This is a genomic window from Candidatus Clostridium radicumherbarum, assembly GCF_045310525.1.
In the GTDB taxonomy this organism is placed as follows: Bacteria; Bacillota; Clostridia; order Clostridiales; family Clostridiaceae; genus Clostridium_AT; species Clostridium_AT radicumherbarum.
Genome location: NZ_JBJHZY010000004.1, coordinates 281,819 through 307,822, shown reverse-complemented (window position 1 = coordinate 307,822; position 26,004 = coordinate 281,819). Strand labels below are relative to the sequence as shown.

At 31.7% G+C, this 26,004-nt stretch carries 22 protein-coding genes and 1 other annotated feature (1 of these 23 running past the window's edge); of the genes, 16 read left to right on the top strand and 6 right to left on the bottom strand.

The window, feature by feature from the left end:
* Positions 1-134, bottom strand: a binding site (T-box leader) (it extends 72 nt beyond the left edge of the window).
* An 87-nt stretch (positions 135-221) separates the two neighbouring features.
* The 3 genes from ACJDUH_RS17440 to ACJDUH_RS17430 form a co-directional block, all read right to left on the bottom strand.
* The gene (locus tag ACJDUH_RS17440; protein ID WP_406766485.1) at positions 222-1,466 is read right to left on the bottom strand and encodes a hypothetical protein; all 1,245 of its coding nucleotides are present in this window, start codon (positions 1,464-1,466) and stop codon (positions 222-224) included.
* Positions 1,459-2,844: a YheC/YheD family endospore coat-associated protein gene (locus ACJDUH_RS17435; RefSeq protein WP_406766484.1), complete on the bottom strand. Its 1,386-nt coding sequence runs from the start codon at positions 2,842-2,844 to the stop codon at positions 1,459-1,461. The genes ACJDUH_RS17440 and ACJDUH_RS17435 overlap by 8 nt, the downstream gene beginning before the upstream one ends.
* A gap of 197 nt (positions 2,845-3,041) precedes the next feature.
* Positions 3,042-4,442, bottom strand: a complete 1,401-nt coding sequence (locus tag ACJDUH_RS17430) for a YheC/YheD family endospore coat-associated protein (protein ID WP_406766483.1) — start codon at positions 4,440-4,442, stop codon at positions 3,042-3,044.
* Positions 4,443-4,708: 266 nt separating this feature from the next.
* Between ACJDUH_RS17430 and ACJDUH_RS17425 the strand changes: the two genes are divergently transcribed.
* The 3 genes from ACJDUH_RS17425 to ACJDUH_RS17415 are packed head-to-tail and all read left to right on the top strand — an operon-like array spanning position 4,709 to position 7,911.
* Complete coding sequence (locus tag ACJDUH_RS17425; RefSeq protein ID WP_406766482.1) at positions 4,709-6,112, top strand: YheC/YheD family endospore coat-associated protein; 1,404 nt, start codon at positions 4,709-4,711, stop codon at positions 6,110-6,112.
* A gap of 32 nt (positions 6,113-6,144) precedes the next feature.
* Positions 6,145-7,557: a UDP-N-acetylmuramoyl-tripeptide--D-alanyl-D-alanine ligase gene (locus ACJDUH_RS17420; RefSeq protein ID WP_406766481.1), complete on the top strand. Its 1,413-nt coding sequence runs from the start codon at positions 6,145-6,147 to the stop codon at positions 7,555-7,557.
* A 12-nt stretch (positions 7,558-7,569) separates the two neighbouring features.
* Positions 7,570-7,911 carry an LNS2 domain-containing protein gene (locus ACJDUH_RS17415; RefSeq protein ID WP_406766480.1) on the top strand — a complete coding sequence of 114 codons (342 nt, stop codon included), beginning with the start codon at positions 7,570-7,572 and terminating at the stop codon, positions 7,909-7,911.
* A gap of 123 nt (positions 7,912-8,034) precedes the next feature.
* Here ACJDUH_RS17415 and eam read toward each other — a convergent pair whose 3' ends face one another.
* Complete coding sequence (gene eam, locus ACJDUH_RS17410) at positions 8,035-9,309, bottom strand: glutamate 2,3-aminomutase (RefSeq protein WP_406766479.1); 1,275 nt, start codon at positions 9,307-9,309, stop codon at positions 8,035-8,037.
* A gap of 293 nt (positions 9,310-9,602) precedes the next feature.
* Between eam and ACJDUH_RS17405 the strand changes: the two genes are divergently transcribed.
* The gene (locus ACJDUH_RS17405) at positions 9,603-10,067 is read left to right on the top strand and encodes a pyridoxamine 5'-phosphate oxidase family protein (protein WP_406766478.1); all 465 of its coding nucleotides are present in this window, start codon (positions 9,603-9,605) and stop codon (positions 10,065-10,067) included.
* 122 nt (positions 10,068-10,189) lie between these two features.
* Here the strand turns inward: ACJDUH_RS17405 and gltX are convergent, their stop codons facing one another.
* The gene (gene gltX / locus ACJDUH_RS17400; RefSeq protein ID WP_406766477.1) at positions 10,190-11,650 is read right to left on the bottom strand and encodes a glutamate--tRNA ligase; all 1,461 of its coding nucleotides are present in this window, start codon (positions 11,648-11,650) and stop codon (positions 10,190-10,192) included.
* A gap of 360 nt (positions 11,651-12,010) precedes the next feature.
* Between gltX and ACJDUH_RS17395 the strand changes: the two genes are divergently transcribed.
* The 5 genes from ACJDUH_RS17395 to ACJDUH_RS17375 all read left to right on the top strand — a co-directional run bounded on the left by ACJDUH_RS17395 (position 12,011) and on the right by ACJDUH_RS17375 (position 20,129).
* Positions 12,011-13,687 carry a 2-oxoacid:acceptor oxidoreductase subunit alpha gene (locus tag ACJDUH_RS17395; RefSeq protein ID WP_406766476.1) on the top strand — a complete coding sequence of 559 codons (1,677 nt, stop codon included), beginning with the start codon at positions 12,011-12,013 and terminating at the stop codon, positions 13,685-13,687.
* Between the two features lies 1 nt (position 13,688).
* Entirely contained in the window at positions 13,689-14,546 is an 858-nt protein-coding gene (locus tag ACJDUH_RS17390) for a 2-oxoacid:ferredoxin oxidoreductase subunit beta (RefSeq protein WP_406766475.1), read from the top strand.
* A 165-nt stretch (positions 14,547-14,711) separates the two neighbouring features.
* Positions 14,712-16,055 (top strand): metallophosphoesterase family protein, encoded by a 1,344-nt coding sequence (locus ACJDUH_RS17385; RefSeq protein WP_406766474.1) that lies wholly within the window; start codon positions 14,712-14,714, stop codon positions 16,053-16,055.
* Positions 16,055-18,886 carry an AAA family ATPase gene (locus ACJDUH_RS17380; protein WP_406766473.1) on the top strand — a complete coding sequence of 944 codons (2,832 nt, stop codon included), beginning with the start codon at positions 16,055-16,057 and terminating at the stop codon, positions 18,884-18,886. Before ACJDUH_RS17385 ends, ACJDUH_RS17380 begins: the two co-directional genes overlap by 1 nt.
* Positions 18,887-18,947: 61 nt before the next feature.
* Entirely contained in the window at positions 18,948-20,129 is a 1,182-nt protein-coding gene (locus ACJDUH_RS17375; protein ID WP_406766472.1) for a transglutaminase-like domain-containing protein, read from the top strand.
* 31 nt (positions 20,130-20,160) lie between these two features.
* On the opposite strand, the gene ACJDUH_RS17370 is transcribed toward ACJDUH_RS17375, so the two are convergent.
* Positions 20,161-20,514 (bottom strand): tetratricopeptide repeat protein, encoded by a 354-nt coding sequence (locus ACJDUH_RS17370; RefSeq protein ID WP_406766471.1) that lies wholly within the window; start codon positions 20,512-20,514, stop codon positions 20,161-20,163.
* Between the two features lie 435 nt (positions 20,515-20,949).
* Here ACJDUH_RS17370 and ACJDUH_RS17365 point away from each other — a divergent pair, with 435 nt between their 5' ends.
* The 7 genes from ACJDUH_RS17365 to atpG all read left to right on the top strand — a co-directional run bounded on the left by ACJDUH_RS17365 (position 20,950) and on the right by atpG (position 25,872).
* Positions 20,950-21,324 carry a hypothetical protein gene (locus ACJDUH_RS17365; RefSeq protein ID WP_406766470.1) on the top strand — a complete coding sequence of 125 codons (375 nt, stop codon included), beginning with the start codon at positions 20,950-20,952 and terminating at the stop codon, positions 21,322-21,324.
* Positions 21,325-21,328: 4 nt separating this feature from the next.
* Positions 21,329-22,009, top strand: coding sequence for a F0F1 ATP synthase subunit A (locus ACJDUH_RS17360; RefSeq protein WP_406766469.1), 681 nt, complete (start codon positions 21,329-21,331; stop codon positions 22,007-22,009).
* A gap of 134 nt (positions 22,010-22,143) precedes the next feature.
* Positions 22,144-22,377, top strand: coding sequence for an ATP synthase F0 subunit C (atpE, locus tag ACJDUH_RS17355; protein ID WP_406766468.1), 234 nt, complete (start codon positions 22,144-22,146; stop codon positions 22,375-22,377).
* Positions 22,378-22,438: 61 nt separating this feature from the next.
* Positions 22,439-22,918: a F0F1 ATP synthase subunit B gene (locus tag ACJDUH_RS17350; protein WP_406766467.1), complete on the top strand. Its 480-nt coding sequence runs from the start codon at positions 22,439-22,441 to the stop codon at positions 22,916-22,918.
* 1 nt (position 22,919) lies between these two features.
* A complete protein-coding gene (locus ACJDUH_RS17345) occupies positions 22,920-23,459 on the top strand; it encodes a F0F1 ATP synthase subunit delta (protein WP_406766466.1) in 540 nt (179 codons plus the stop codon).
* Positions 23,460-23,469: 10 nt separating this feature from the next.
* On the top strand, positions 23,470-24,987 hold the full coding sequence (atpA, locus tag ACJDUH_RS17340) for a F0F1 ATP synthase subunit alpha (protein WP_406766465.1): 1,518 nt from the start codon (positions 23,470-23,472) through the stop codon (positions 24,985-24,987).
* Between the two features lie 21 nt (positions 24,988-25,008).
* Positions 25,009-25,872, top strand: coding sequence for an ATP synthase F1 subunit gamma (atpG, locus tag ACJDUH_RS17335; protein WP_406766464.1), 864 nt, complete (start codon positions 25,009-25,011; stop codon positions 25,870-25,872).
* Positions 25,873-26,004: the final 132 nt, after the last annotated feature.

The following is a 26,004-nucleotide window of genomic DNA, read 5'->3' as shown; positions in this document are numbered from 1 at the left end:
CGGCAGAAAGCCGCTGCATTTTATTAAGTGCAGAACTCAAAGGCGGGTTCAAAATTTATCTTTAGAAACCTTCCACCTACGGCTTCCTCTCTGTAAAAGATATTATCTTTACTATTCCTTATCATAGTTTATTTATTAAATTATCCCTACATTAAAACAATAATAGTGCAAAAGTTTATTTGTGTCAACAATTTTTTAAAGTAAATAGTTATTAATGATTATTATTCTTCATCACATTCGCATTCACCTGTATATTCTAAGGCAACTCCCATATTGACTCCAATATATGGACCACAGTTATCCTCAGCTGGAGTTATACAATAATAGGCGTAACTCCAATCTACACATGATTCATTATTCGCGCAGGGTTTAGGACAGCAAGTATGAGATATAACCTTATTTATGGGAACTGTGCTTAAGCAGCAAATATGGGAATGTGTTGTAGAGCAAAAACCACTTATGGGACGAATAGGAAGACTTATAGAAAAATTGACCTCCCCAACTGCAATAATTTCATATCCTGCTACTATTTCACATTGCTTTGGATGCTCGCATTCACAAGCTGGTAGAGTTACTTTTTGTATAATGGGATTTTTGATGCAAGACAACCCTGCCAAATTAAAACACATTTCAGGTATACAATCAGTTAGTATAAATCCTCTTGGTGCTTGCATATGACAGCAAGTTGTAATTATCTTTTTACATTCAGAATCAGCCCTATGAACATCATCTTCATCCATTGGCAAACCTGATTTATCAAAATAATATGTCTTCCCGTATTGAAAGTTATTTTCATTAATGTTATCTTTATCATCAGATGCCTTAATATCTATCCAAGATTGAAAATTATTTTTATTAGTATTATCTTTATGATCATTAGTCGTAATATCTATCCAAGATTGAAAGTTATCTTCATTAGTGTTATCTTTATGATCATTAGTCGTAATATCTATCCATGATTGAAAGTTATTTTCATCAGTCTTATTTTTATCATCATTTATCGTAATATCTATCCAAGATTGAAAGTTGTTTTCATTAGTTTTATCTTTATCATCAATTCTTATAATCTCTATGCCTTCCTTATCTAATTTATTCTCTATACTAAAGCTTTGAGCATGTATATCATTAGAAGGAACCTCACATTCATCTATGGGCAAGCTTACTTTATCAAAATTAAATATATTTCCATACTGAATATTGTTTCCATCAGTATTATTTTTAGCAGCATTAGTCATAATCACTTTACCCTCCTTATCTAGTTTATTCTTTTTACGCAGCAAGTTTTGTTTATATATTTCATTATTCATGGCAATTGATAAGATATAATATAGTGCACTAGCAAATGGAACATTGCGCCTTTGAATAAGAAAATAATCTGCTACCAAACAGAGAATAAGGCTTTCAGTGTCCAGGCGGACTTTCTGCATATTATAAAAATTGTCTTTTTTAATATTTTTATTATCCATATGTTTCCTCTGAAACAAAACCTGCTAACTTTACAGCATATTCAATTGGGCGCTTATTACATCTAGCAATAATTTCACTGTTACCCAGGCGTTTTAAACTTACTTTTAAAGGCTTTCCATTTACTTCAATAAGCCAAATCTTTTTATTCATATCAACTGCCATATCCAAGCCTAATTCAATGCAATCTCCAAATTGATTCTCTAAGGATAAACATATTTCTCTTCCAAGATTAACTATATTCTGATACAAACCATTTGGTCTTGTAAGATTTTCATCAAACACTTCCTTTAATATAGTCTCAAAATCTTCAACTGCTCCTCCACTTCTAGGACTTGTGATTATGCTTCCTTTTTCTGCAATACGTCCTGCTGCACCACTTAATTGCCAAACACCCTGAAAATCCTTTTGAAATAACACTCGAAAATCAAAAGTATTCCCTCTGAAGATAGCCTTGTTAATCTCTTGTTGTATAATATAGCCATCTCCCTTTTCCCAGTATTGGCTTATTAAAATTTCTAAATTCCTAAGACTCTTTAAGCTTACTGTATGATTTGCTTCTGAAGTTCTGTAATCAATTTTATATTCTTGATTTTGAGTTTTACTAACCCTAAAAATTCCCTTTCCTTTACTTAGAGAATCTGGCTTCAAGTATAGACTTGGGTATAACTTGAGAAAACTTTCTAAATCATTATAATTCTTATATTTTATTGTTGTTGGAATAATAGAAAATAGTTTGGAATTTTTTTCAATAGCTTTTATAGTCTCCCATTTTGCAAGCTTAGCCATTGGATTTAGAATTTTACAAATACCTTCTAATCTTTTTCTGAGCTCAATGCTTTCAACGCGGCAGTTATTCTCTACATTGCGGTCATATATTATTAAAGGCAGTGGTAAGGTTTGAACAATCCATCTTGACTTCTCTCTTATTAATCCTTGAACAAGCTTTTTATTCCAATCAATATTCTCAAGAGAAAAAAAGCAGCTTAATCCATTTAAGCATTTACATGCCGCATTAATCTGTGTATATTCAGTTACACTTTTCCCGCTAGTCAAAAGTTTAATTTTCTCTTGATTAATAAAGATTCCAATGTATGGCCCAATTTGTAAGTGTTCATCATCTATCTTCTTTATTTGTAAAACAGTATCTTGCTTTAGATATAGTTGACTTTCTATGTCTTTAGATAAATATAATTTGTAAGAATTCATTTTATTGCTATCTACAATAACTTTTTTAAGATAAACACTAGCTGTGCCTAGTACAAAAATGATATATTCCGTAGAACCATTTAAGCCAAAGTAATCCAATTGCTCATTTGTCAGATAACAGGTTCCCTTATCCTCTAAATCTACATAATTTACGGTAACCTTGTCGGCCAAGCTGTTGTTCACCTCCAAAAAACCATTATTAATCAACTTATTTATGATAATTGCATTATAATTCAATATATGTAATTAATTTTAAAAGTGTTAATTTTATACACATAATTTATAAGCCTCAGAATAATATAAAATTCTGAGGCTTTGCTTTTAGGCTGTTATTTACTAATCATAAATATAATTTAAAGATTGTTCTATTAATTGACTTGTGCGACCGTATCAGCTGATTTAAAGCCGGTGAGGTAAATTGCATACTCAACAGGTCTGTTATAAGCCCGATTAATAATTTGAGGGTCATTCAACCACTTCAAACTTACTTTTAAAGGTTTTCCATTCACCTCAATAATCCAAATTTTAGAATCCATATCAATAGTCATATCTAATCCCAGCTCTACGCAATCTCCAAATTCCCGGTCTATGGTTTGTGCAACCTCTCTTCCTATTTTTATTACCCTTTCATACAGTCCGCCTTTTGTAGAGATATCCTCGTTAAAAACTTCTTTCAAAATTGTTGAAAATTGTTCAACGCTTCCGCCACTACGGGGGCTGGTGATAACACTTCCCTCTGCACCCATTCTTACAGATATTCCTGTAGGTTCCCAAGTTCCTTTCCAATTCTTTTGATATAGAAGCCTAAAGTCAAAGGGAACATTCTTATAAGCAGCCTTATGGATTTCTTTCTGAATAATATATCCTCCGCCTTTAATTGAATAATCCATGATTAGGTCCTTCAAATTATCAAGATTATCTAAACATTTGACAACATTAACATTGTTATCAGCATCTCTATACTCAACTATATAACTGCTGCCTTCACCAGGGCTTATGCGGAAAACACCCTTTCCCTTATATAGTAAATCTGGTTTAAAATAGACACTGTGAAATTTATTAAGCATTCTCTTTATATCATCATTCTGTTTGAACAATACTGTTTCAGGTATAGATTCAATTAATGCTGAATTTTTATTTAAGGCTGTTATAGTTTCCCACTTCCCAAGTTTAGGTATTCTGTTAATAATACTATATCCATTTCCTAATCTCTGCCTAAGCTCTGTGGAATGCTTGTGGGCATAGTCGCCAAAACACCGGTCATAGATTACTTTAGGTAGCGGTATAATGCAGCTTTTCCACTTCAAATCCTCAAATATCAAAGCTTTTATCTGTTTGCTGTTCCAATCAATATCTCCGATAGAGAAAAAGCAGCACATTCCATTCAAATTTTTACTTACAGAAAAGAGTTGTTCATAAACTGAGTCTGTACTTCCATTAATCAGGTTAGCAACTTTCTTTGTACTGATAAAGACTCCAATTAACGGTCCTATTTCTAAATGGTTTTTATCCAATTTTCTAAATTGTATTGATGTACCTTCTCGTATACCTATAATCCTTTTCAAGTCCTTTGAAAAACATAGCTTATTAGGATTGAAATTGTTATTGTCAGAGATAATCTTGTTTAACTTAAGCTTTGAAGAACCAATGGTTAGAAAAAGCGGAGAAGATAAGTCTTCCAATGTAAAGAATTTTAATTGTTCATTTGTTAAGAAACAAGAGTAATTATCTAAGGATTCCAAATAGGATATCTTAACATAGTTATCCACTATTATTTACACCTCCAAAAAGCCATATAATAACTAAGAAATCTTTTTATAAGGAAATGATATCTCCCCAACAGACGCTTTTGGGAAGATTTGAGTTAGAAAATTCAAACAATATTTAGATTTTCATTAACCAGTATATGCTGTTAAAACATAAAGTGACAACAATGTAGGCTAATAGTTTAAGCACCATAACATTTAATCGGAATATAATGTAATAGACTCTGAATGAAACTGTAAGATAATTTTAGTTTTGTGAGGTGACATTAATGGATATCCAAGTTAAGGAGATGGTACAGGTTGTTAATTATAATACTTGTATACTTCCAGTAGATATATTTAACGCATTTAACTTATCCCCAGAAATAATGTATAATGTTCATTTTGGACAACTCAATCAATATGCTTATATATTACCGGGCAAGACTGAAGAAAACTGTATGTTTTTTTCAAAGATTGTATTTAAAGATCTTACCTTGGTTGAAGATATAACATTAAATATCAAAAATATTGATAAAGATATTTATTTGGGACCTGTAGTTGGGATATTCGTGACACAGGTATTCTTTAATAAAATTTCAGAAGGGAATCGACATTTTTATTCCGAACAGCATATCCGCGGAGGATTTGCTGAGAATTGTTTTGTATATTATTTTTCTTTGGAAAATATCAATTGGGCACAGAAAAAAATTTATGGCTATACCATTCTACCATCAACAGGGAAGGGAAAAAAGTTATGGATGCCTATGCCGGATATTCTGTATGACAGGGCTGTAGGTCACAGTGCGGAGGAAAGGCCTAAGGCCAATCAAATTAGAAAGCAATTTAGAAATGGGTATCATATCCAGTGTATAAACAATAGAAATAGTCTTGGAAAGTGGCAGCTATATAAAGCTTTATCAAAGCATCCGCAAGTAAAAAAGTACATTCCGGAAACAAAACGTTACACAAGTTCTAAGGATGCTGTTCTCATGCTCAAGCAATATGGATTTATATTCTTAAAATCTTTTTATGGGTCTTGCGGTAAAGAAGTTCTATCAATAGAAAAAGAAGATAATGAATTTAAGCTGAATTTCTATGATAATGGGTTAAAGATTATGTTATTTGATGATATAGCTAAGGTTGAAGATTTTATTAACAATTTCATCCAGGGAAAAAGGTTTATTGTACAGCAGGGGGTAAGATTATTGGACTTTAAGGGAAGAAAATTTGATATACGGATGTTGCTGCAAAAGGATGAGAATGGATTTTGGAGATCCAATTTAAACGCCTGCAGGATAGCAAAGGAGAAACTGAATATAACAAATATATCTGCTGGTGGTGAACTTGCCACTTATGAAGAAATTTATCCAAGTCTTTCTGTTAATGAGGGAAAAGTGCCAAGTAGAGATGAACTGGTTGATGCTGCAGTAAGCCTGGCAATTTATATTGAAAAGGAATTTGGAACACACGGAGAAATAGGAATGGATATGGCCATAGATGTATATGGTAATATATGGTTTATCGAAGCCAATGCAAGGCCTGATAAATTCTTGAATCCAACCATCGTAGATGCTTTTGGAGGATCCTGGCTTAAATCGCTAAATAGTGGATATACAGATCCAGAAGTAATTTTCCCTCATGCTACATCGATTTTTAAGTATGCGAAATTCTTGTTTGAAAAGAGTTTATAATTGGATTTATGGTTGGATTGGAGGTGTATAAAATGATTCCAAATGGTTTCTCCTTTGAAGAGGTTTCGAAGGCTATTAGAGGCAAGATTGTAACTTGGAATAATGATAAAATTGTAAAAAACTTCGCAAATAGAATGAGTAGGGTTAGTGAAGGATCACTATATTTTATGTATGAAGACTGGGGAGATGAAGATGCTCTAATAAATGAATTGAATAACCTGAAAGCTATAGGAATTGTTGTGACCAGAAATCAAAACCTTGCTATTGAGAAGTGGTCACATGCGGGACTTGGAATAATTAGTGTGTTAGTACTGGATTCTGCATATTTCAATATGGCAAGGCTCTATAGAACACAAATTGATATTCCTATAATACAGGTTATAGGGAGCTCTGGTAAAACTACAACCAAGGACATGATAGGTGCTATTCTTCAGTATAGTATGCCTACGTTGGTTGGCTATGCCAATTTAAATTCCACCTCAGCCATAGTTGCACAGATTACAGGTATAAAAGATTTTCACGAAGCAGCTGTAGTTGAGGCCGCTATGAAAAGAAGGGGGGTTATGAGCAGATCTAGCAGTATTACAAGACCATATATTGGAGTTGTGACAGGCATCAATAGATCGCATTATGCAAGGATGGGGTCCATTGATGAAATTATTGAAGCAAAGGCTGAGATGCTGGAATATCTGTCAGAGGATGGTTACTTGATTATTAATGGCTCAGATGAAAATTGCAGTAGATTTCCTGTGGAAAGATTCAAGGGTAGGGTATTAACCTTTGGCTTTTCAGAAGAATGTGATATATGGGCTTCAGATATAAATTCAAAAAATTTTACTACAACCTTCAAAGCCCACTTCAATGATGGGATATTGGATTGCACTATAAATACCGTCGGAAGATATAATGTATCAAATGCACTTGCTGCCATCATGGTTGGGCTGAAGATGGGTATTTCGACCGAAGATATAGCAAAGGGGCTGCTTAATTTCAAACCCTTTTCATCAAGAATGGAAATACTGAAAGGGATTAAAGACACCATTATTATAAATGATAATTATAATGCAAACCCCGATAGTACCAGGATGCTTTTGAATGAAATACCATACTTTACTGAGGGTCGTCCTGTTATACTAGCCATGGGAGACATGGAAAATCCTGATGATGATATAAGTGATTATGCTCGGAAGGTTCACTATGAAATTGGTAAGCAAATTGGAAGGTTAAATCCTCAATATCTATTTGCGGTAGGAAAATGGGCTGAAGAATATTTGAATGGTGCAGTTGAAGAGGGAATGGACAGAAATAAAATCTATTACTTTAAGACCATTGAAGGCGTTAGAGAGACACTGTTAAATAATATAATACCAGGCAGTATTATCATATTTAAAGCTTCGGCGACATATGTTGATCTAAGAAAGCTTATACCGATGCTTAGGCAATAAGGAGAGAAGCTTATGGAAAATAAAATAGATTTAAGAAAGAAGTATAATAGAACATTAGTAGTAGATATAGATAGTGTACTGGCAATTGAGGATAGGAATACCCCGCTAATAGATAGGATGGTTATTAATGATGCGGTAGAGGCTATTAGGATGCTAAAGCAGAAGGGTTTTAAAATAATACTATATACCTCACGATTTAATTTTCAAAAGGACGAAACTATTGAATGGCTTAATAAAAATAATATTGAGTTTGACAGAATTGTATTTGGTAAGCCTCGAGGCTTTCTTTATATAGATGATAGGGGATATAGATTTAAAGGTTGGAAAAAGTTTTTTGAGGATGTTGAGTTGTAGATTTACAGCCTTTTTATATTTTTTTTTCTCTACTAATCAGGTTTTGCTTATATGTTTGATCATTAATAGAGTTATAATAAAAATGACCTATAAATCTACGAAAGACTTATAGGTCATTTTTTATTATAACTCGTCTTCATTCAGCAAGCTTTTGAAATCTTGTGTAGGATGATTTGGATAATCAAAAATTTTTCCTTCCCAGGTTCTTATCTTTATATAGTCTTTTCCTCTTGATATCAAATATTCAGGTAAAACTGGGGTTTTTCCATTGCCATTTGGTGCATTAATAATATAAGCAGGTATAGCCATACCTGAAGTATATCCCCTTAGATACTCCATTATTTCAATTCCATCATCTACTGAAGTATTAAAATGAGTTGTTCCCACAACATTTTTGGCATGAAATATATAATAAGGTCGTACCCTGCATTTTAAAAGTTCTTGGTTTAAAAGCCGCATTACATATTTATCGTTATTTATACCATTTAGCAGTACAGCTTGATTGCCTAATGGTATGCCAATGGCAGAAAGCTTGTCGCAGGCTTCCTTTGCCTCTCTAGTTATTTCAAGAGGATGATTAAACTGAGTGTTAATGTATAATGGCACGTATTTTTTTAATATGTTTATAAGATCTGTTGTAATTCTTTGAGGCATAGTTACAAGAACTCTAGTACCTATTCTCACATAATCTACTGTACTTATTTGATATAATTCTCCAAGTAACCAATCCAGCATTTGATCAGATAGCATTAATGGGTCACCACCAGTAATCAAAACATCTCGAATTTCAGGATTACTTTTGATGTAATCAATAGACTCTTCCAAAGATACCCTGCACTGGTGTCTGTCTACAGTACCAATATTTCTTCTTCTTTGACAGTGTCTGCAAAAAGATGGACACACATTAGTTACATTAATAATTAGCCTATCAGGATATCTTCTAGTTACAGCACCTGCAGGATTGGTATACTCTTCAGCCATTGGGTCTTCGCATCCCCCTTCATTTAGCTCTAAGAGTGAAGGAATTGATTGCAGCTTTACTGGATTTAGCATATCTTCATCAATTAATGATGCATAATATGGAGAAATACCCCATCTATATTTACTTTGAACCTTTATTATGTTTTTTAGTTCAGTTTCACTTAATTTAATTATTTTAGCTAAAAGTTCTACACTGCTTATTCTATTCCTTACCTGCCACTTCCAATCATTCCAGTCAGCTTCTGAGGCATTTAGTAAAGTTAGTATCCTTTTTTTTGATTCCAATATCTTACCTTCTTGAATGGTTGACCTTCCACTTGGAATTTTATCCTTTATCATTGTGTAGTCATTTATTTTATCTTTTAGTTCTTCAGCTCGCTTAAGAGCAATTTTCCTTTTATAATTCTCATCATCCATATCCCAGCCTCCTCTAAAAAGCCTTATTAAAAATAATTTCAAGTTATCATACATAAATATCTACTATTTATATTATTACTTCTACATAATATTGGAACTAATTTATATGAAAATAAAAAATCTAAATTTAATTATTAAATTGATAATTATTAAAGTAAAACTTACTTCTATGTATACCTGAAAGTAAGAAAACTTATGAATGAAATAATATTTCTTCATGTTCATTTCTTAATTGCAAAAAATTCAATATTTCCATATAATTAGATTAACTTTATAATAATAGGGGTGATTAGATGTTTAAAGAAATGCGAAAGAATAATAGACAAATCGGTACTGAAGATATAGAAAAAATACTAGAAAGTGGAGAATATGGGGTTTTAGCAACCATTGGAGAAAATGGTTATCCATATGCAACTCCGCTAAGTTTTGTTTATTATAAAGAAGCAATTTACTTTCATTGTGCGATAGAAGGTAATAAATTAGATAATATAAAAGCTAATGAAAAAGTCTCCTTTTGTGTTGTTGGAAAAACAAAAGTTCTGCCGGATATGTTCAGTACTGAATATGAAAGTGTTATAATCTTCGGAAGGGCATTTTTAGCAAAGAATGATGAAAAGAAAGAAGCACTTATTGCTATTGCCCAAAAATATTCTCCGGATTTTATGGCTGAAGGGCTTCAATATATTGATAGGGCCATAGATTCAACCTGCATCGTTAAGATTGAAATAGACAAAATAACTGGAAAAGCAAGAAGATAAGCAAAATTAATGGCCCATATGAGTTATTACTTATACAATAAAATGGCATGCATATGATTTTATTACTCATTTGCAACAAATAAGTAATAAGTCATATGCATGCCATTTAAATTCTAAAATTATTAAAGGCTTTTAAGTTTTTCAATTCCAAATTTAATTCTCTTTATTGACTCTTCTTTGCCAAGTATTTCAGCAAGTTCGAAGGCACCTCCTGGAGTAAAGGCCTTGCCTGAAAGAGCAGTTCTTATAGGCCAAAGCATAACACCGTTTTTAATACCCATTTCTTCAATAAGTTTAAATACGCTTTCATGAATAGTATCAAAATCAAAGGAGTCCAAGCCTTCTAATAAAGGAAGTACCCTTTCAAGACTCTCCAAGGAATTTTCAGTATTAGTTTTCATTTTCTTATGGAAATATAATTCTGAAGAATACTCTGGAAGAGCATCAAAGAAATCAATTTGTTCTGGTATTTCTCCCAAAACTTCAATTCTTGTGTGTAATAAATTACTTATCTTTATTAAATCTATAGATGGATTTTTTATTACTAATTTATAGTAAGGCACAGCCATTTCATGGAATTCTTCTAGAGATAGTTTTTTAATATATTCTCCATTCATCCATCTAAGTTTAACTGGATCAAAAATAGCTGGTGCTTTATTTATTTGTTTAAAATCAAAACTTTCAACAAGTTCTTCTAAAGTAAAGAGCTCCTGAGTAGTACCTGGATTCCAGCCTAGAAGAGCAATATAATTCATTACTGCATCCTTTAAGTAACCCTTAGCTATTAAATCTTCAAAGGAGGCATCTCCATTTCTCTTGCTTAACTTTTGATGAGCATCCTTCATTATTGGAGGACAATGTACGTAAATAGGAACCTCCCAGCCAAAGCCTTCATATAGTCGATTATATTTTGGGGAGGAAGATAGATATTCACTGCCTCTAACTACATGGGTTATTCCCATTAAGTGATCGTCTACAACATTTGCAAAATTATAGGTAGGATAGCCATCAGATTTTATTAATACCATATCTTCTAGTTCTGAATTGTCAACAGAAATAGCTCCGTATATTACATCATCAAAGGTTGTTGTCCCATCAGTTGGATTATTTTGTCTTATTACATAAGGTATACCCTCAACTAATTTTTGCTCAATTTCCTCTTTGCTTAAATGAAGACAATGTTTATCATATCTAAATGGTCTTTTTAAGGCTTCAGAATTGGCTTTTAACATATCAAGTCTTTCTTTTGAACAGAAGCAGTAGTAAGCTTCACCTTTTTCAACAAGTTTTTTAGCATATTCTAAATATAAAGATTTTCTTTCGCTTTGAACATAAGGACCTACTGGACCACCTATATCTGGACCTTCATCATGAATTAATCCTGTCATTTTCATGGTGTTATATATTACATCAACGGCTCCTTCTACATATCTTTCTTGGTCAGTATCCTCAATTCTAAGTATAAAGTTACCATTTTCATGTTTTGCAATTAAATAAGCGTATAAGGCTGTTCTAAGATTTCCAACGTGCATGTAGCCAGTTGGACTAGGTGCATATCTTGTTCTAATCTTACTGTTACTCATAATTTTCACTCCTCAATTAATTCATTAGATTATAATTAATATTTAACCAATAATGTCACAAATTTAAGATGACAATCACATGGTATAAACAAGTAGTAGTTGTAACTAATAATTTTTAATGGGTAATCACCTAAAGTATGCCCATATAAAATAAAAACCTCTCATAAAAGAGAGGATTAAGGTCACTAAAATCCTCTTTTTATCATATAATAAGGTAATTTTTATGTCAAGTTATAGTAAATATTATTTTAATAGGTATTGATTAATGAAGGAAGGTAATATATAATGTAATCAAACGATAATAATTATCAATTAATAATATATATCAAGATATGTAATATTTAAAGGAGATGAATTAAATTGAAATATAACATTTTAATAGGCGGCTCTGCTGGGCAGGGTATGGATACTATTAGTGCAATATTTGAAAGAATATTAAAGAAAAGCGGTTATTATTTTCATTCATCAAAGGACTATATGTCAAGAGTTCGTGGAGGGCATAATTTTATACAAATTAGATTTGGAGATGAAGTAATAAATTCACATTTTCCTGTTTTAAATGTAATTGTAGCATTAGATAAAAATACTATTGACTATCATATTGATAGGCTTGACTCTATGGGGATAATTATTTGCGACGATACAATTAAAATAGAAGATGGAAGACTATTAACTGTGCCTATGAAAAAAATTGCACAAGAAGCAGGAAATCCAAAGGTATTTGGCACAGCAGCTGTTGGTGCTCTCGCAGAGCTTTTTGGTATAGAGTTTAATAATATTGAAAGTTTATTTAGTAAAAAGTGGGACGAAAAAATAGTAGAGGCAAATATAAAAGCCTTTCAAATGGGTAAAGAAGCCTCTAAAAAACATTTTCAACTTCCTAAAGGCCACGAGGATAAGCATATTATGATAAATGGGAATGAAGCTATAGCTCTTGGAGCATTGGCAGGGGGCCTAGATTTTTATTCAGCTTATCCAATGACACCTGCCACTAGCATAATGACCTATCTATCTAAGAAGCAAACTGAGGCTGGTATAATTGTGGAACAAGTAGAAGATGAAATTTCCGCTATAAATATGGCCCTTGGTGCCTCCTATGCAGGAGCACGTGCTGCAACAGGAAGTTCAGGAGGTGGAGTTTCACTAATGGTAGAAGCTATCGGGCTTTCAAGTATCACTGAAACACCTCTCTTACTAATTGATTCACAAAGACCTGGACCAGCAACTGGTCTCCCAACTAGGACAGAACAAAGTGATCTAAGCTTTTTATTAACTGCCTCTCATGGAGAAGGACCTAGAATGGTTTTAGCAGTAAGAAATGTAAAGGATGCTTTTTATAGTACTGCAAGGGCATTAAATTTGGCTGAAAAATATCAAATGCCTGTAATATTACTAACAGATCAATATTTAGCAGACACAGTAACAGTTACAGAGGAATTTGATTTTAATAAAATTGAAATTGAAAGGTATATTTCAGGAAGTGAGGCTCTGGAGGAGAATGGGAGTTATAAGAGATACAAAATAACTGAAACTGGAATATCTCCAAGGATAATTCCTGGGAAATATGAAAGTGCAGTGGTTCTAGTAGACAGTGATGAACACACTGAAGACAGCCAAATAACTGAAAGTGCAGAAGTCCGTATTTCTCAAATGGATAAAAGAATGAAAAAGCTTCAGCTATTAAAAGAGGAACTTTCGGAGCCAGAGTATTTTGGAGCAGAAGCCCCAGAAATTTTACTTCTAGGCTGGGGATCAATGTATGGACCCATTAAGGAAGCAGTTTCTATGTTATTAAATGAAAATATTTCTGTAGGTACCTTGGTATTTGGAGATTTATATCCACTTCCAACTAAGCTTTTAGAAAAGTATTCAGCTTCAGCTAAGGAAATTATAAATGTAGAACAGAATTTCAATGGGCAGTTGGCAAAACTTATTAGAATGGAAACTGGAATAGGAACAACAGGCAGTATTTTAAAATATGACGGAAGACAATTAAGCTCACATGACATTTATTTAAAGGTTAAGGGAGGGATATAATATGTTAGATTTGAATCTATTTGAAACTCAAGAGGAGTGTGCATGGTGCCCGGGCTGCGGAGATTTCGCCATATTAGCTGCGTTAAAGCAGGCCTTAGCTGAATTAGATATTAAGCCTCATGAAATTGTAATGTCTTCAGGAATAGGTCAGGCAGCTAAAACTCCTCATTATATAAATGTAAATGGCTTTAACGGACTACATGGAAGAGCAGTGCCTCCAGCTGTTGGAATTAAGCTTGCAAACAAAGATTTGAAAGTAATTATTAATTCTGGTGATGGAGACTCTTACGGTGAAGGTGGAAATCATCTGCTTCACAATATAAGAAAAAACATTGATATAACACATTTTGTCCATGATAATCAAATATATGGCCTTACAAAAGGTCAAGGCTCACCAACAACAGATAAGGGACAAAAAACTTCAATGCAGCTTGATGGTACAATGATTGATGCCTTTAGACCTCTTGCTTTTGCTATAACTGCTGGTGCAACATTTGTAGCTAGAAGCTTCTCAGGAGATAAGGAACACCTGGTAAGTATTATGAAGCAAGCAATTCTTCATAAGGGATACTCCTTGGTAGATATATTACAGCCTTGTGTAACCTTTAATCATGTGAATACTTTTAAATGGTATAAAGAAAACACCTATAAACTTGGAGTAGACTATGATCCTACAAATAAAGGAGAAAGCTTAAAAAAGGCAATGGAATGGGATAATGGCATACCTCTTGGGATAATATATAAGGAAGAAAGAGATGAATATACTGATACCCTTTCCTATATTACTAAAGAAAAGCCTTTGATTAACAGAAAATGGGAGCCTCAATATGCTAGAAAGTTTATGAAAGATTTCATGTAGATAATAAAAAGCAGACCGGTTTGAACTGGTTTGCTTTTTTACTGTATCTTTAAATGTTTACGGAATGCTATAATATAATAAAAGTAAGGTAAGATCCTAAATGGGCGTACATGGTAGTTTGGAAATAATAAACTACCCACTGGTGACCACAGAAAGGGGAATAGAATGACAAATAATTTTAAGTTTATTCATGCTGCAGATATACATTTAGGCAGTAATCTTCATATAAGACAAAATTTAAATAAAGATTTAGTGAAAATAGTAGATAACGCAGTGTATGACTCCCTTGAAAGAATTTTTAATATTGCTGCTGCGGAAAAGGTTAATTTTATTTTGCTTAGCGGAGACATATATGATAGAGATTCCAGATCAATTAAGGCCAATAGTTTTTTTGTAAAGCAGTGCTTGAAGCTTAAGGATGAAAATATTGATGTTTTCATCATTGGTGGTAATCATGATCCTGTTAAGGAGAACAGTGAATATTTTAAACTTCCCTCTAATGTACATATTTTTAGTGCTGAAAAAGCAGAAATATTTGAATTAAAGGATAATAAGCAAAATGTTTATTGCAAAGTAATAGGTCAATCCTATAGGGATACCTCAGATAGCAGAAAAATATTTGAGAATTATAAGTTATCAAAGGACAATATATTTACTATTGCAATGCTTCATACACAGCTTGATAAGTCAAATAACTATATACCTTGTACATTTACGGATTTAAAAGCTATTGAAAATATTGATTATTGGGCTTTAGGTCATATTCATAAACCTCAAGTGATTAATGGACAGGCACCATATGCAATTTATCCAGGAATACCACAGGGCAGAGATTCTGGGGAAGAAGGTATAGGGGGAGCTGTGCTTATAGAGGCAGCAGATAATAATATTAATGCAATAAAATTCATAAAAACCTCACCAATTATATGGGAAAATATGAATATTAATATAAAGAATTTTAATGTAAAAAATTTAAGTGATTTGGAGAATGTCATTATTAATAATTTAGAAGACCTTACAAACTCAGAGAAAGATAAGCTTTCTGGTATAGATTGCCTGTACCTTGAAAGGTGGAGCTTAACTAAGGGATATATAATTAACTTAAACATAGAGGGAAGAGGAGAAATATACGAACATATTAATGAAAAAGAAGAAGAGGCAGAGGAAGCTTTAATAGAAAATCTTAATATTAAATTATTAAAGAAAAATCCCTTCATTTATGTAAACTCCATTGAATTTTATGTAGGAAAACCTATTGAAGCTTATGAAGAGCTGCTAAATGATAATGAAATGATAAAATCAATTAACTTAGTTTCCAATAAATGTCTTGAGGATGAAGCATTTAAAGATCCATTATCAAAGAAGCTTGGAGCCATTTGGGAGGAATCGAAGGATAAAGAGGATTTGAATATAAAGAAGCTTCAATTAGATGAAGAGACTTATAAAGCTATAATTTCTCGGGCTAAGCAGCTAATAATAGACCTTTTGCTTGAAAGAGGAGAAGAGTAATGAAAATAAATAGACTATACATAGGTGATTTAGGCATATATAGAAATGCCTTAATGGAAGATATATCTTCTAAAATAGTTGTTATTGGAGGACTAAATCGTTCAGGAAAAACCACTTTACTAGATATCTTAAGAAATATGCCTTTTGGATTTCCTAAGAATTTAAGGCCTTCCTCAGTCGAATACTATTTGGAATGTGATTTAGAGAATGAAAATGAGGAAAAACTTTCATTAAGAATTAATGGGTTAAAGGAGCCTCAAATAAGCTTTAAAAATGAAAGCAGGAAATATACAGGTAAATTATATGGAGATATTGATAAATTTACTTATAGTCAATTATATACCATTACCTTAGATGAGCTTAAAAGACTTAACAATAAAAATGATGAAGAAAAACTTCAGGCGGTTTTACTAGGAGCAGGAATAAGTGATATAGTTCATGTACCTAAATTAATTGATGATATAAGAAAAGATAAAGAAAAAATAGGCGGTAAAAATGGAAACCCGAAAGCAAAGCTATTTAAACCCTATTATGAAAAACTTCTTTCTGGTGTTAATAATAGGGATGAGGCGTTGGAACAGGTGGATATATTTACAGCTAAAGAGGCAGAAGAAGCTAAGTTAAATCAAGATATAATTCTAAAAATAGATGAAATAGATATTTTAAAGGACCATGTATTAGTTTTTGAATTGTTAGATAATAACTATGACGACTACATTATCTTAAATAAATTAAATAATGAGCTTGAAATATTAGGTGAAAAGAACTTTGATTTTGACTTTTATAGTTTACCAGCTATAGAAAGTGCAGAGTCATTGTATGAGGAGTATTGCGAAGTTTATAACTCATATAATAAAGTACTAGTAAACGATAATGTTATTGCTAAAGATGAAAATTCAAGTATTGAGTTACTTAAATTTGAAGACAAAATAAGATTTTATGTAAAAAATATTTCTGGTCTTAAGCAGAAACTTATTGAGCAGTCAGCATTAGATAAGGACTCTGAAACGTTAAAAGAATCAGTCTTAAAAGGTATGGAAACTTTAAATTTCAACCCTAATAAAGGTTATGACCAAATTTTAGATATTGAAAGTGATTTAATAAAGGAAGATAAACTAGTTAGCTTAACTGAAGAAATAAGATACGTTAAGGAACATAGATATTCAAGTAATGAGGAGTTAGAGGCTGAAAGAGAGCAAATTGAGACCTTGAGAAAAGAACTGAAGGCTTTAAAAAATAATGAATTTGCTTCTTCTTTTAAAAGCTATTTATTTACATCTTTTGGTATATTGTTTGCTGGAATACTAATTTATTTTGTTAATAAGGCTATAGCTTACGGGTTCTTCATAACAGGTATTACATCTGCTGTCTTATATTTTTTTATAAAACAAGGTAATTTAAATCAAGTAAACAGTAATATAATAAATCTTAAGCTACAATTAAAAGCAGCTGAAAGCAAAGAAGCTGTATATATTCAAAAGCTTAAAAATATTAATATAAAAGAAGCTGATTTAAAGAATAGTTATAAAGTGTATAAAGAGAAGCTTATGATAAAAGAAGATATAACCGAACAAGGCGTACTTCAATATTTTAAGGAGATAAAAGAGTTAAAGCACAATATCAGAAATTTAATTAATTTAAAGGAAAAAATAGAAAAAAACAATGATACCATTAATATAGAACTTAAAGGAATGGATGCCCTTGTTAATAAATTTATTAAGCTTGAAGAAACTAATAGGGGCAATATTTTAACCTCTTGTGAGGAGATTTTTAATTGTCTTGAAATCCTTGATAAGGAACTGGAAAAAGCAAAACTGCTAGTAAATGCAAAGGATAAACTATTAATTTCAGAAGCAAAGCTTAATGAAAAATTACGACTTAAGGAATATAATAAACCAATAGATTTTCTAGTACCAAAGCTTTTAGAGCAGTATAAGGTTTTTAATGCCCTAAATGAACTCAAGGGTAAGCTTCAAGTTATTAAAAAAAATATTACAAAGAATTTAAGCAGTGAGAGAATTTGTAGTGCTTTTAAAACAGTTGGAAAACTTTATAATATTGATAAAGCTGAAACAATAGAGTATTTTTATAGTATGCTTAATATTTACCCTGTAAAAGCGGAAATTCAAAATGAACTAGAAATTTCAGAAAATAAGCTAAAGGAAGCAAATAACAAATTAGAAGATTTAAAAGAAGAGATGCAGATGGTTAAATTCGAGCTAGATAGCCTATCTACTTCAAGCAAATTACAGGAAGCCCAAGTTTTAATTGATGAAGGTCGTTTAAGCCTCAAACCCTTGGCTGTTAAATATTCAGTGTTAAGTGCAGCAGAATATATTTTAGAAACAGTCCAAAATGAATTTTTAGATAATGCAAAGCATAAACTTTTAAATGGTGCAGGTGAAATATTTAGTAAAATTACAAGCGGAGAGTATAAAGCTGTATTACCTGGTGATAATTTACTACAGACTGATTTTAAAACAGTAGAAGCACAAGGAAAAGTGGAAGAAAGCACCTCAATGTTAAGCAGAGGAACGGCAGAACAGCTTTTCCTATCTGTAAGGCTTAATAGGATTAAAGCTATTAAAGAAAAATTGCCTATAATTTTTGATGATCCCTTTGTAAATTTTGATGATTCACATGTTCAAAATACTCTTAAGCTTATTACTGAACTATCAGAAAATAATCAAATATTTATTTTGACTTGTCATGGAGAGGTAATTAAGCATATAGAAGCTATTAAAAATGAGGTTCAATATTGGAAATTGAATAAAGGCAAATTTGAGCTTTCAAATAGCGATGAATTAATAGACCACTTGACAAAAATATGAATACAGGAGACATAACAATCGATAACTGTTGTGTGCGGGAAAGGAATACAGGAGGAAAATTATGAAGCTTAATCCCATATCTTTTATAATCATTTTGGCATTTATATATCCTGTGTTAAAAGGATTTTTGTATAAATTTTCATCACTAAATATAAAAAGAGATATCCATGAAGTAGGCAGTAATATTGCATTTATTATTTCCTTATTTGCTGGGATATATTTGTGTAAAACTACCTTTATAGAACACAAAGGAGTAATATATCAGCAAATGGTAAAGCTAATCCCCATTGACTTTTTCAATTATGTAGACAGTAATAATATAATATACTTTGTAGTATTAATTCCAGTAATTATTTTTATTATTTATAAAATTATTATCTACTTTATAGATATAATAAATAAAATAGCTTTTTATCCTATAGTAGATTTACTGGAAAGATTCATGGAAAATAAAAGTAATCTTTTTAAAAGATTTAGTGGAGCTGTTTTTCAGCTTCCAAGGGCAATAGTATATGGATTACTTATAACATTTTTGCTTAATATGTTTTCTATGTTCAATATATCAGGCAAGTTTAATAACTATCTGGAAACTTCAAAGCCATATAATTATCTCTGCAAGGAAGTAGTTATACCAGCTACTAATTCGGCTGTAGCAAAGCAGCTTCCTAATGTATTAAATAATTCCTTTAAGGTTGTTATTAAAGATGCATCACAGCAAGATAAAGTTAATAATTCTATACAAAATATTAACAATAGGAAGGTAATAATTTATTATAATGGAGTTACTTTAGATGAAGGTGTTAGGTCTAACAGTAATATAGATAGTTTTGCAAGAGAACTTGGAAGTAAGAGCACTTCAAGTAAAGGTAAGGCTAAAATATTGTATAACTGGATAGGTAGCAATATAAACTATGATGACGAAAAGGCTGTGCAAGTTCTTAACAATGATTATAATATTAAATCTGGTGCTATTCCAACTTTTCAAAGTAGAAAAGGCATTTGTTTTGATTATGCCAGTCTTTATGTAGCTATGGCAAGAGCTAATGGGCTTAAAGTAAGGCTGCTTACTGGGGAAGGTTTTAATGGAGTTAGCTGGGTAAGCCATGCATGGAATCAGGTTTATCTTCCAGAAGAAAGCAGATGGATAAATGTAGACTCAACCTTTTATAAGGGTGGGAATTATTTCGACAGCAAACGCTTCGAACGGGATCATAGGAATGCTAACATTGCTGGTGAATGGTGATACAGGTATAAGAAAGACCTTAGTTAAAGTGCTAAGGTCTTTTATAGTTTTTAATTATTAAATTTATTGCTTTTTCACAATCACTATCTTCATTATCAATTGCCCAGGCTGCATTAAAATAAATTAAAGCTTTTTTATTATCATTTAACATTGCAAAGCAATAGCCAAGATTAAAGAAATACTTACTATCTCTTCTTCTTAAGATAGCAGTTTTTAGTAGTGGTATTGCTTTTTCATACTGCTTTAATTTAATAAAGCAAACAGCAGTATTATATAAGGAGGCTGCTTCATTTTCCTTAGTTTTGATTGCCTTTTTGTACATGGAAATGGCTTTTAAATAATCTTTTGTATTGTATAGACCATTTGCTTTTTCAAAGTAATTCATATGTTTCCTCCCATTATTTTAAATGATTTAAGAGTAAAATTTATCTATAGGATATTTTTATTAATGTATATTTTATAATTAAGTAAAATATTCCATTAAAAATAATATCCAAAATATTGGGAGATATACATATTATTTAATAAAAAGTATAAAATAAAAAGGAATTTTAAGATTTATGTAGAATATTGTAATTAAGTGTTTTGTCTATTTTTCCTATTATTAATTTTGAGAAAATAGGAGCGTTTATTACACGAATTTCATAAAATTATACTGAATTTTATTGTTATTGTAATAGTTCTCTAGCAATGATTTCAATGGCAATTTATGCCTCAATACGTTTACATTAATCAAAATGGTCAGTTTTAGCACTTAATTAAAATTGCTAAATACATCATAGAGTATATAATATTTTCTATGAAATGTGGTGATAACTAATTGTTTAAAGAAGTGTCTGATATGTTAAAAAAGGTGTTTTTTTTTGATATATTTTTTGCAATAATTTTAACTCCGATAGTACAGCTTGTTTTTAAGGCAAAAGCTTATTTTTTTTTATTAGGCCTATTTATTGCAGCTATTAATTTTCTTATATCTAGTATAGTAACTAGAAGTAATTTGTTAAAATTATCGAATAAATACAGTGCTCTTGGCAGTATAAGTAATTTTGTAAGAGTGATTATTATTTGTATTGTAGGAATAATTATCTACGATAATAATGTTAATAATATCATTACATATATGTTGGGATTTACTTCACATTTTTTAGCTTTAATTTTATATGGCTTTGTTAATTTATTAGGTGAAAGGAAGTGATTTTGTGGGGGAATTAAAACCATTGTTTGATGTATCATTGTTTGGAAAAACCTTTGGCTTTTCTCCAAATATAATAATACAATGGATTATTATGCTTTTATTAATTTTGGCAAGCATTTTTCTAACAAGGGGCTTAAAAAGAATACCAGGTAAAAAACAATCTGCATTAGAAGCTATTGTTGTATCCCTTAATAATTTTGTTAAGGATACCATGGGACCTGGATATGTAGAATTTGCACCATATGTTGGTTCATTAATTTTATTCCTACTTGTAATGAACTTAACAGGACTTTTAGGATTTACACCTCCAACTGTAGACTATAGTGTTGCCCTAGGAATGGCATTAACCTCGTTTTGTGTAATTCAAGTATACACAATTAGAAAAGTTGGATTGCTGCATTACTTTTTAGGCTATGGAAAGCCTATGGCTTTTATGTTACCAATGAATATATTGGAAAGAGTTTTGCTTCCAGTTTCTCTTAGTCTCCGTCTATTTGGTAATATGACTGCTGCTGCTACAATCATGGAAATTATATATAAGTCTTTAGGGCATGTAAACTGGTTTGCTCAAATAGGAATACCTGTTTTTGCTCATATGTATTTTGACATTTTTGATGGAGCAGTACAGATGGTAGTATTTATGATGCTTACTATTATAAATTTAAAAATTATAGCAGAGCATTAATATTTAATGTGAATATCCTGTCTTCCATTTCTTTGAATAGATTTAATTTAAATTATTTAAGAAACTAAAGCAGGATTATATAAATATCAAAACAAAAAGAAACTAAATTTTATCTTTTAAGGAGGAATTTTATTATGACAAGTGCAGGAATTATGGCTTTAGCTGCAGGCATTGCAGTATTCGTAGGTATTGGAGCTGGAATAGGAACAGGACTTTCAACAGGAAAGGCTGTAGAGGCTATTTCTAGACAACCAGAGGCTAGTGGTAAGATAACAGCAACCCTACTAGTTGGTAATGCTTTCGCAGAAGCTACAGCTGTTTATGGTTTACTAGTTGCTATAATGATATTAGGTAAAATAACTGGCTAGTTTATTTAATAGTGTCTTAGGCACTATAAAAATTTGACCCTAAAGGGGGGAAGCAAAACCCATGGATATAAATTGGTTAACAGTCTTAGCCACATTTATTAATTTCATCATATTGGTATTTATTTTAAAGCACTTTCTCTTTAAGCCAGTAACTACTGTTATATCAACTAGAGAAAATGAAATTAAGGAAAAAATAGATATAACTGAAGAAAACCAAAGAAAAGCTGAAGCTTTGAGACTAGAAAATGAAGAGAAGCTTAAAGCTGCTAAAGAAGAAGGTAAAACAATAGTAGAAGACTTGAAAAATAAAGCCGAAAAGTTATCTGATGAAATTGTAGCCAAGGCTAAAGAAGATGCTGAATCCCTGCTTAATAAGGCGAGAAAGGATTCTGAAAGAGAAAAAGAAAAGGCAGAAGAAGAAATTAAGACTCAAGCTATTGATTTAGCTATTTTATTATCTTCAAAGGCCTTAGATACAGCTATTGATGAAAAAGAACATAGAAGGTTAATAAAGGATTTCATTGCTAAGGTAGGTATTTAATATGTATGAATATTTAGATAGACGATATGCACTTGCCTTATATGAAGTAGCTGAGGAAAGAGCTAAAACTGAAGAGTTTATTAAGGATCTAGGTGATATATTAAATATTATTAATGGAAATGAAGAACTTTTAGAATTAATCAAACATCCTAAACTGAGTACTACAAAGAAAAAGGAATTATTTGAAAACATATTTAGGGGTAAGACCGATGAAGAAGTTTTATCATTTTTGTTATTACTTATTGAAAAAAACAGGCTTCTAAATCTTAAGGGTATTATAGAAGAATTAAAGAAAATTCACTTAGAAAGAAATCAAACTTTATTGGCTCTTGTTAAAACTGTAGTTCCGCTTCTTGCTGATGAGAAAAATGACCTTATTAGAAAACTTGAATTAAAATATAACAAAAAAATAATTTTAAATGAAGAATTGGATAAGGACATAATTGGTGGAGTATATGTTAGAGTCGGAAACGATGTAATTGATGGGACTATAAAATCAAAGTTTGAGGATATTAGAAAAATGACCCTTAAAACGGAATAGAGGTGAAATAATGAATATTCGACCTGAAGAAATTACGTCTATTATTAAACAGCAAATAGAAAAATACGAAAACAAGCTAGAGACTGTAGATTCAGGTACTGTAATCCAAGTAGGAGACGGAATTGCCAGAATATATGGATTAGATGAATGTATGGAAGGTGAACTTCTAGAATTCTCTACTGGTATTTTTGGCATGGCTCTTAACTTAGAGCAGGACAATGTAGGTGCCGTTTTACTTGGAAGTGAAGCAGGCATTAAAGAGGGAGATGTAGTTAAAAGAACTGGTAATGTCGTTGAAGTTCCAGTTGGTGAAGAACTTCTTGGAAGAGTAGTAAATGCATTAGGCATTCCTATAGATGGTAAAGGCTCAATAAAAGAAGCTGAATATAGGCCCATAGAAATTATTGCTCCAAGAGTAATTGAAAGACAAGGAGTAAAAGAACCTCTTCAAACAGGTATAAAAGCTATAGACTCAATGATTCCAATAGGAAAGGGACAAAGAGAGCTTATTATAGGTGACAGACAGACAGGAAAGACAGCTCTAGCTATTGATACAATTATTAATCAAAAGGGAAAAGACGTTATATGTATATATGTAGCTATAGGCCAAAAACAGTCTACAGTTGCTCATATTTATAATACCTTAAGTGAAATGGGAGCAATGGATTATACAATTATAGTATCTTCCACTGCTGCAGAAAGTGCACCACTTCAATACCTTTCACCTTATGCAGGCTGCAGTATGGGTGAATATTTTATGCATAAAGGAAAGCATGTACTTATGGTATATGATGATCTTTCCAAGCATGCAGTTGCCTATAGAGCAATGGCTCTATTACTTCGTAGACCACCAGGAAGAGAAGCATACCCTGGAGACGTTTTTTACTTACACTCAAGGCTTTTAGAAAGAGCTGCAAAGCTTTCTAATAAATTAGGTGGAGGCTCAATTACTGCACTGCCTATAATTGAAACTCTAGCTGGAGACGTAACAGCTTATATTCCAACCAATGTTATATCTATAACAGATGGACAGATATTCTTAGAGGCAGATATGTTCTTTGCAGGACAAAGACCAGCTGTTAATGCAGGTATATCCGTTTCCAGAGTTGGTGGTAGTGCGCAAATTAAAGCTATGAAGCAGGTTACAGGTAGTTTAAGATTGGACCTTGCACAATATAGAGAATTAGCTGCATTTTCACAATTTGGATCTGATCTTGATAAAGAAGCAAAAAGAAGACTTGAAAAAGGTAAGAGAATAACTGAAATATTAAAGCAAGATCAATATGAACCAATGCCAGTTGAAAAGCAAGTTATGATTTTATTTGCAGCTACAAATGACTTCCTAATGGATATACCAGTAGAAAAAATAAAATTATTTGAAAAGAGTTTCTTAGAATTTATGGATACACATCATAGAGATGTTGGTCAGCTCATAGCTGAAAAGAAAGAGTTAAACGATGAAATTAAAAATGCTCTTTCAGGGGCAATTAAAGAATTCAAAGATGTGTTTTCTAAAGAGGAAGCATAGCCGCTGAAGGAGGTGTAAGGTGTGGCAGGTTCAGGACTTGTAGGTATAAAAAGAAGAATTAAATCCGTAACAAGTACAAGAAAGATTACAAATGCCATGGGACTTGTTGCCACTGCTAAATTAAGAAAAACTAAACAGTCTCTTGAATTTAATGATATGTTTAGAGAGCATTTTAGTAAAATTCTTAATGAAGTTCTTGACAATAATGAAGTAGAGAATGTTTATATAAATGGAAATAATATAAATAAGAAGCTCTATATAGTACTTACTTCTGATTCTGGCCTTTGTGGCTCCTATAATGTTAATATCCTAAATAAAGCAGCTGAAGAAATATCAAAGGACAGAGAAAACTCATTAATAATGGCAGTTGGAGAAAAGGGTGTTGCTTATTTCAATAGATTAAACTATGAAGTAAGAGCTAAATTTATTAACTTGCCTGATGTTCCAACTACCAAGGAAGCAAAGACTATTGGAAATGCTGCGGTTGAAATGTATACAAAAGGGGAAGTTGGAGAAATCAATGTTATTTATATGAAATTTCATGCCCAAAATAGCCAAGAAATAGTTGTAGAAAGACTTCTTCCTTTAAAGGAAAGAGCCTATGATTTTAATAATACTAATTTTGGGAAATACATGAAGTTTGAACCTGATATTGATTTACTTATTAATAATATTTTTCCCATGTATATCAGAGAAAAAATGCTTAGCTATTTAATACATTCAAAAACTAGTGAGCAGGCAATACGTATGATGGCTATGGATGGAGCAACAAAGAATGCAAATGAACTTCTTGATAAATTGAAGCTGCAGTATAATAGAATGAGACAAGGTGCAATCACTCAGGAAATTTCAGAAATTGTTGGCGGAGCAGAAGCACAAAAATAAAATTAGAATACAGGAGCGTAACGATTAATAATCGTTACGTGAAGGTAAAAGTCCTAAATGGACTTTTACGGGTAACCTAGCCGCTGGAAGCGGCGAGTACAGGTTACCCAGTACAGAGAAATACAGTATGAC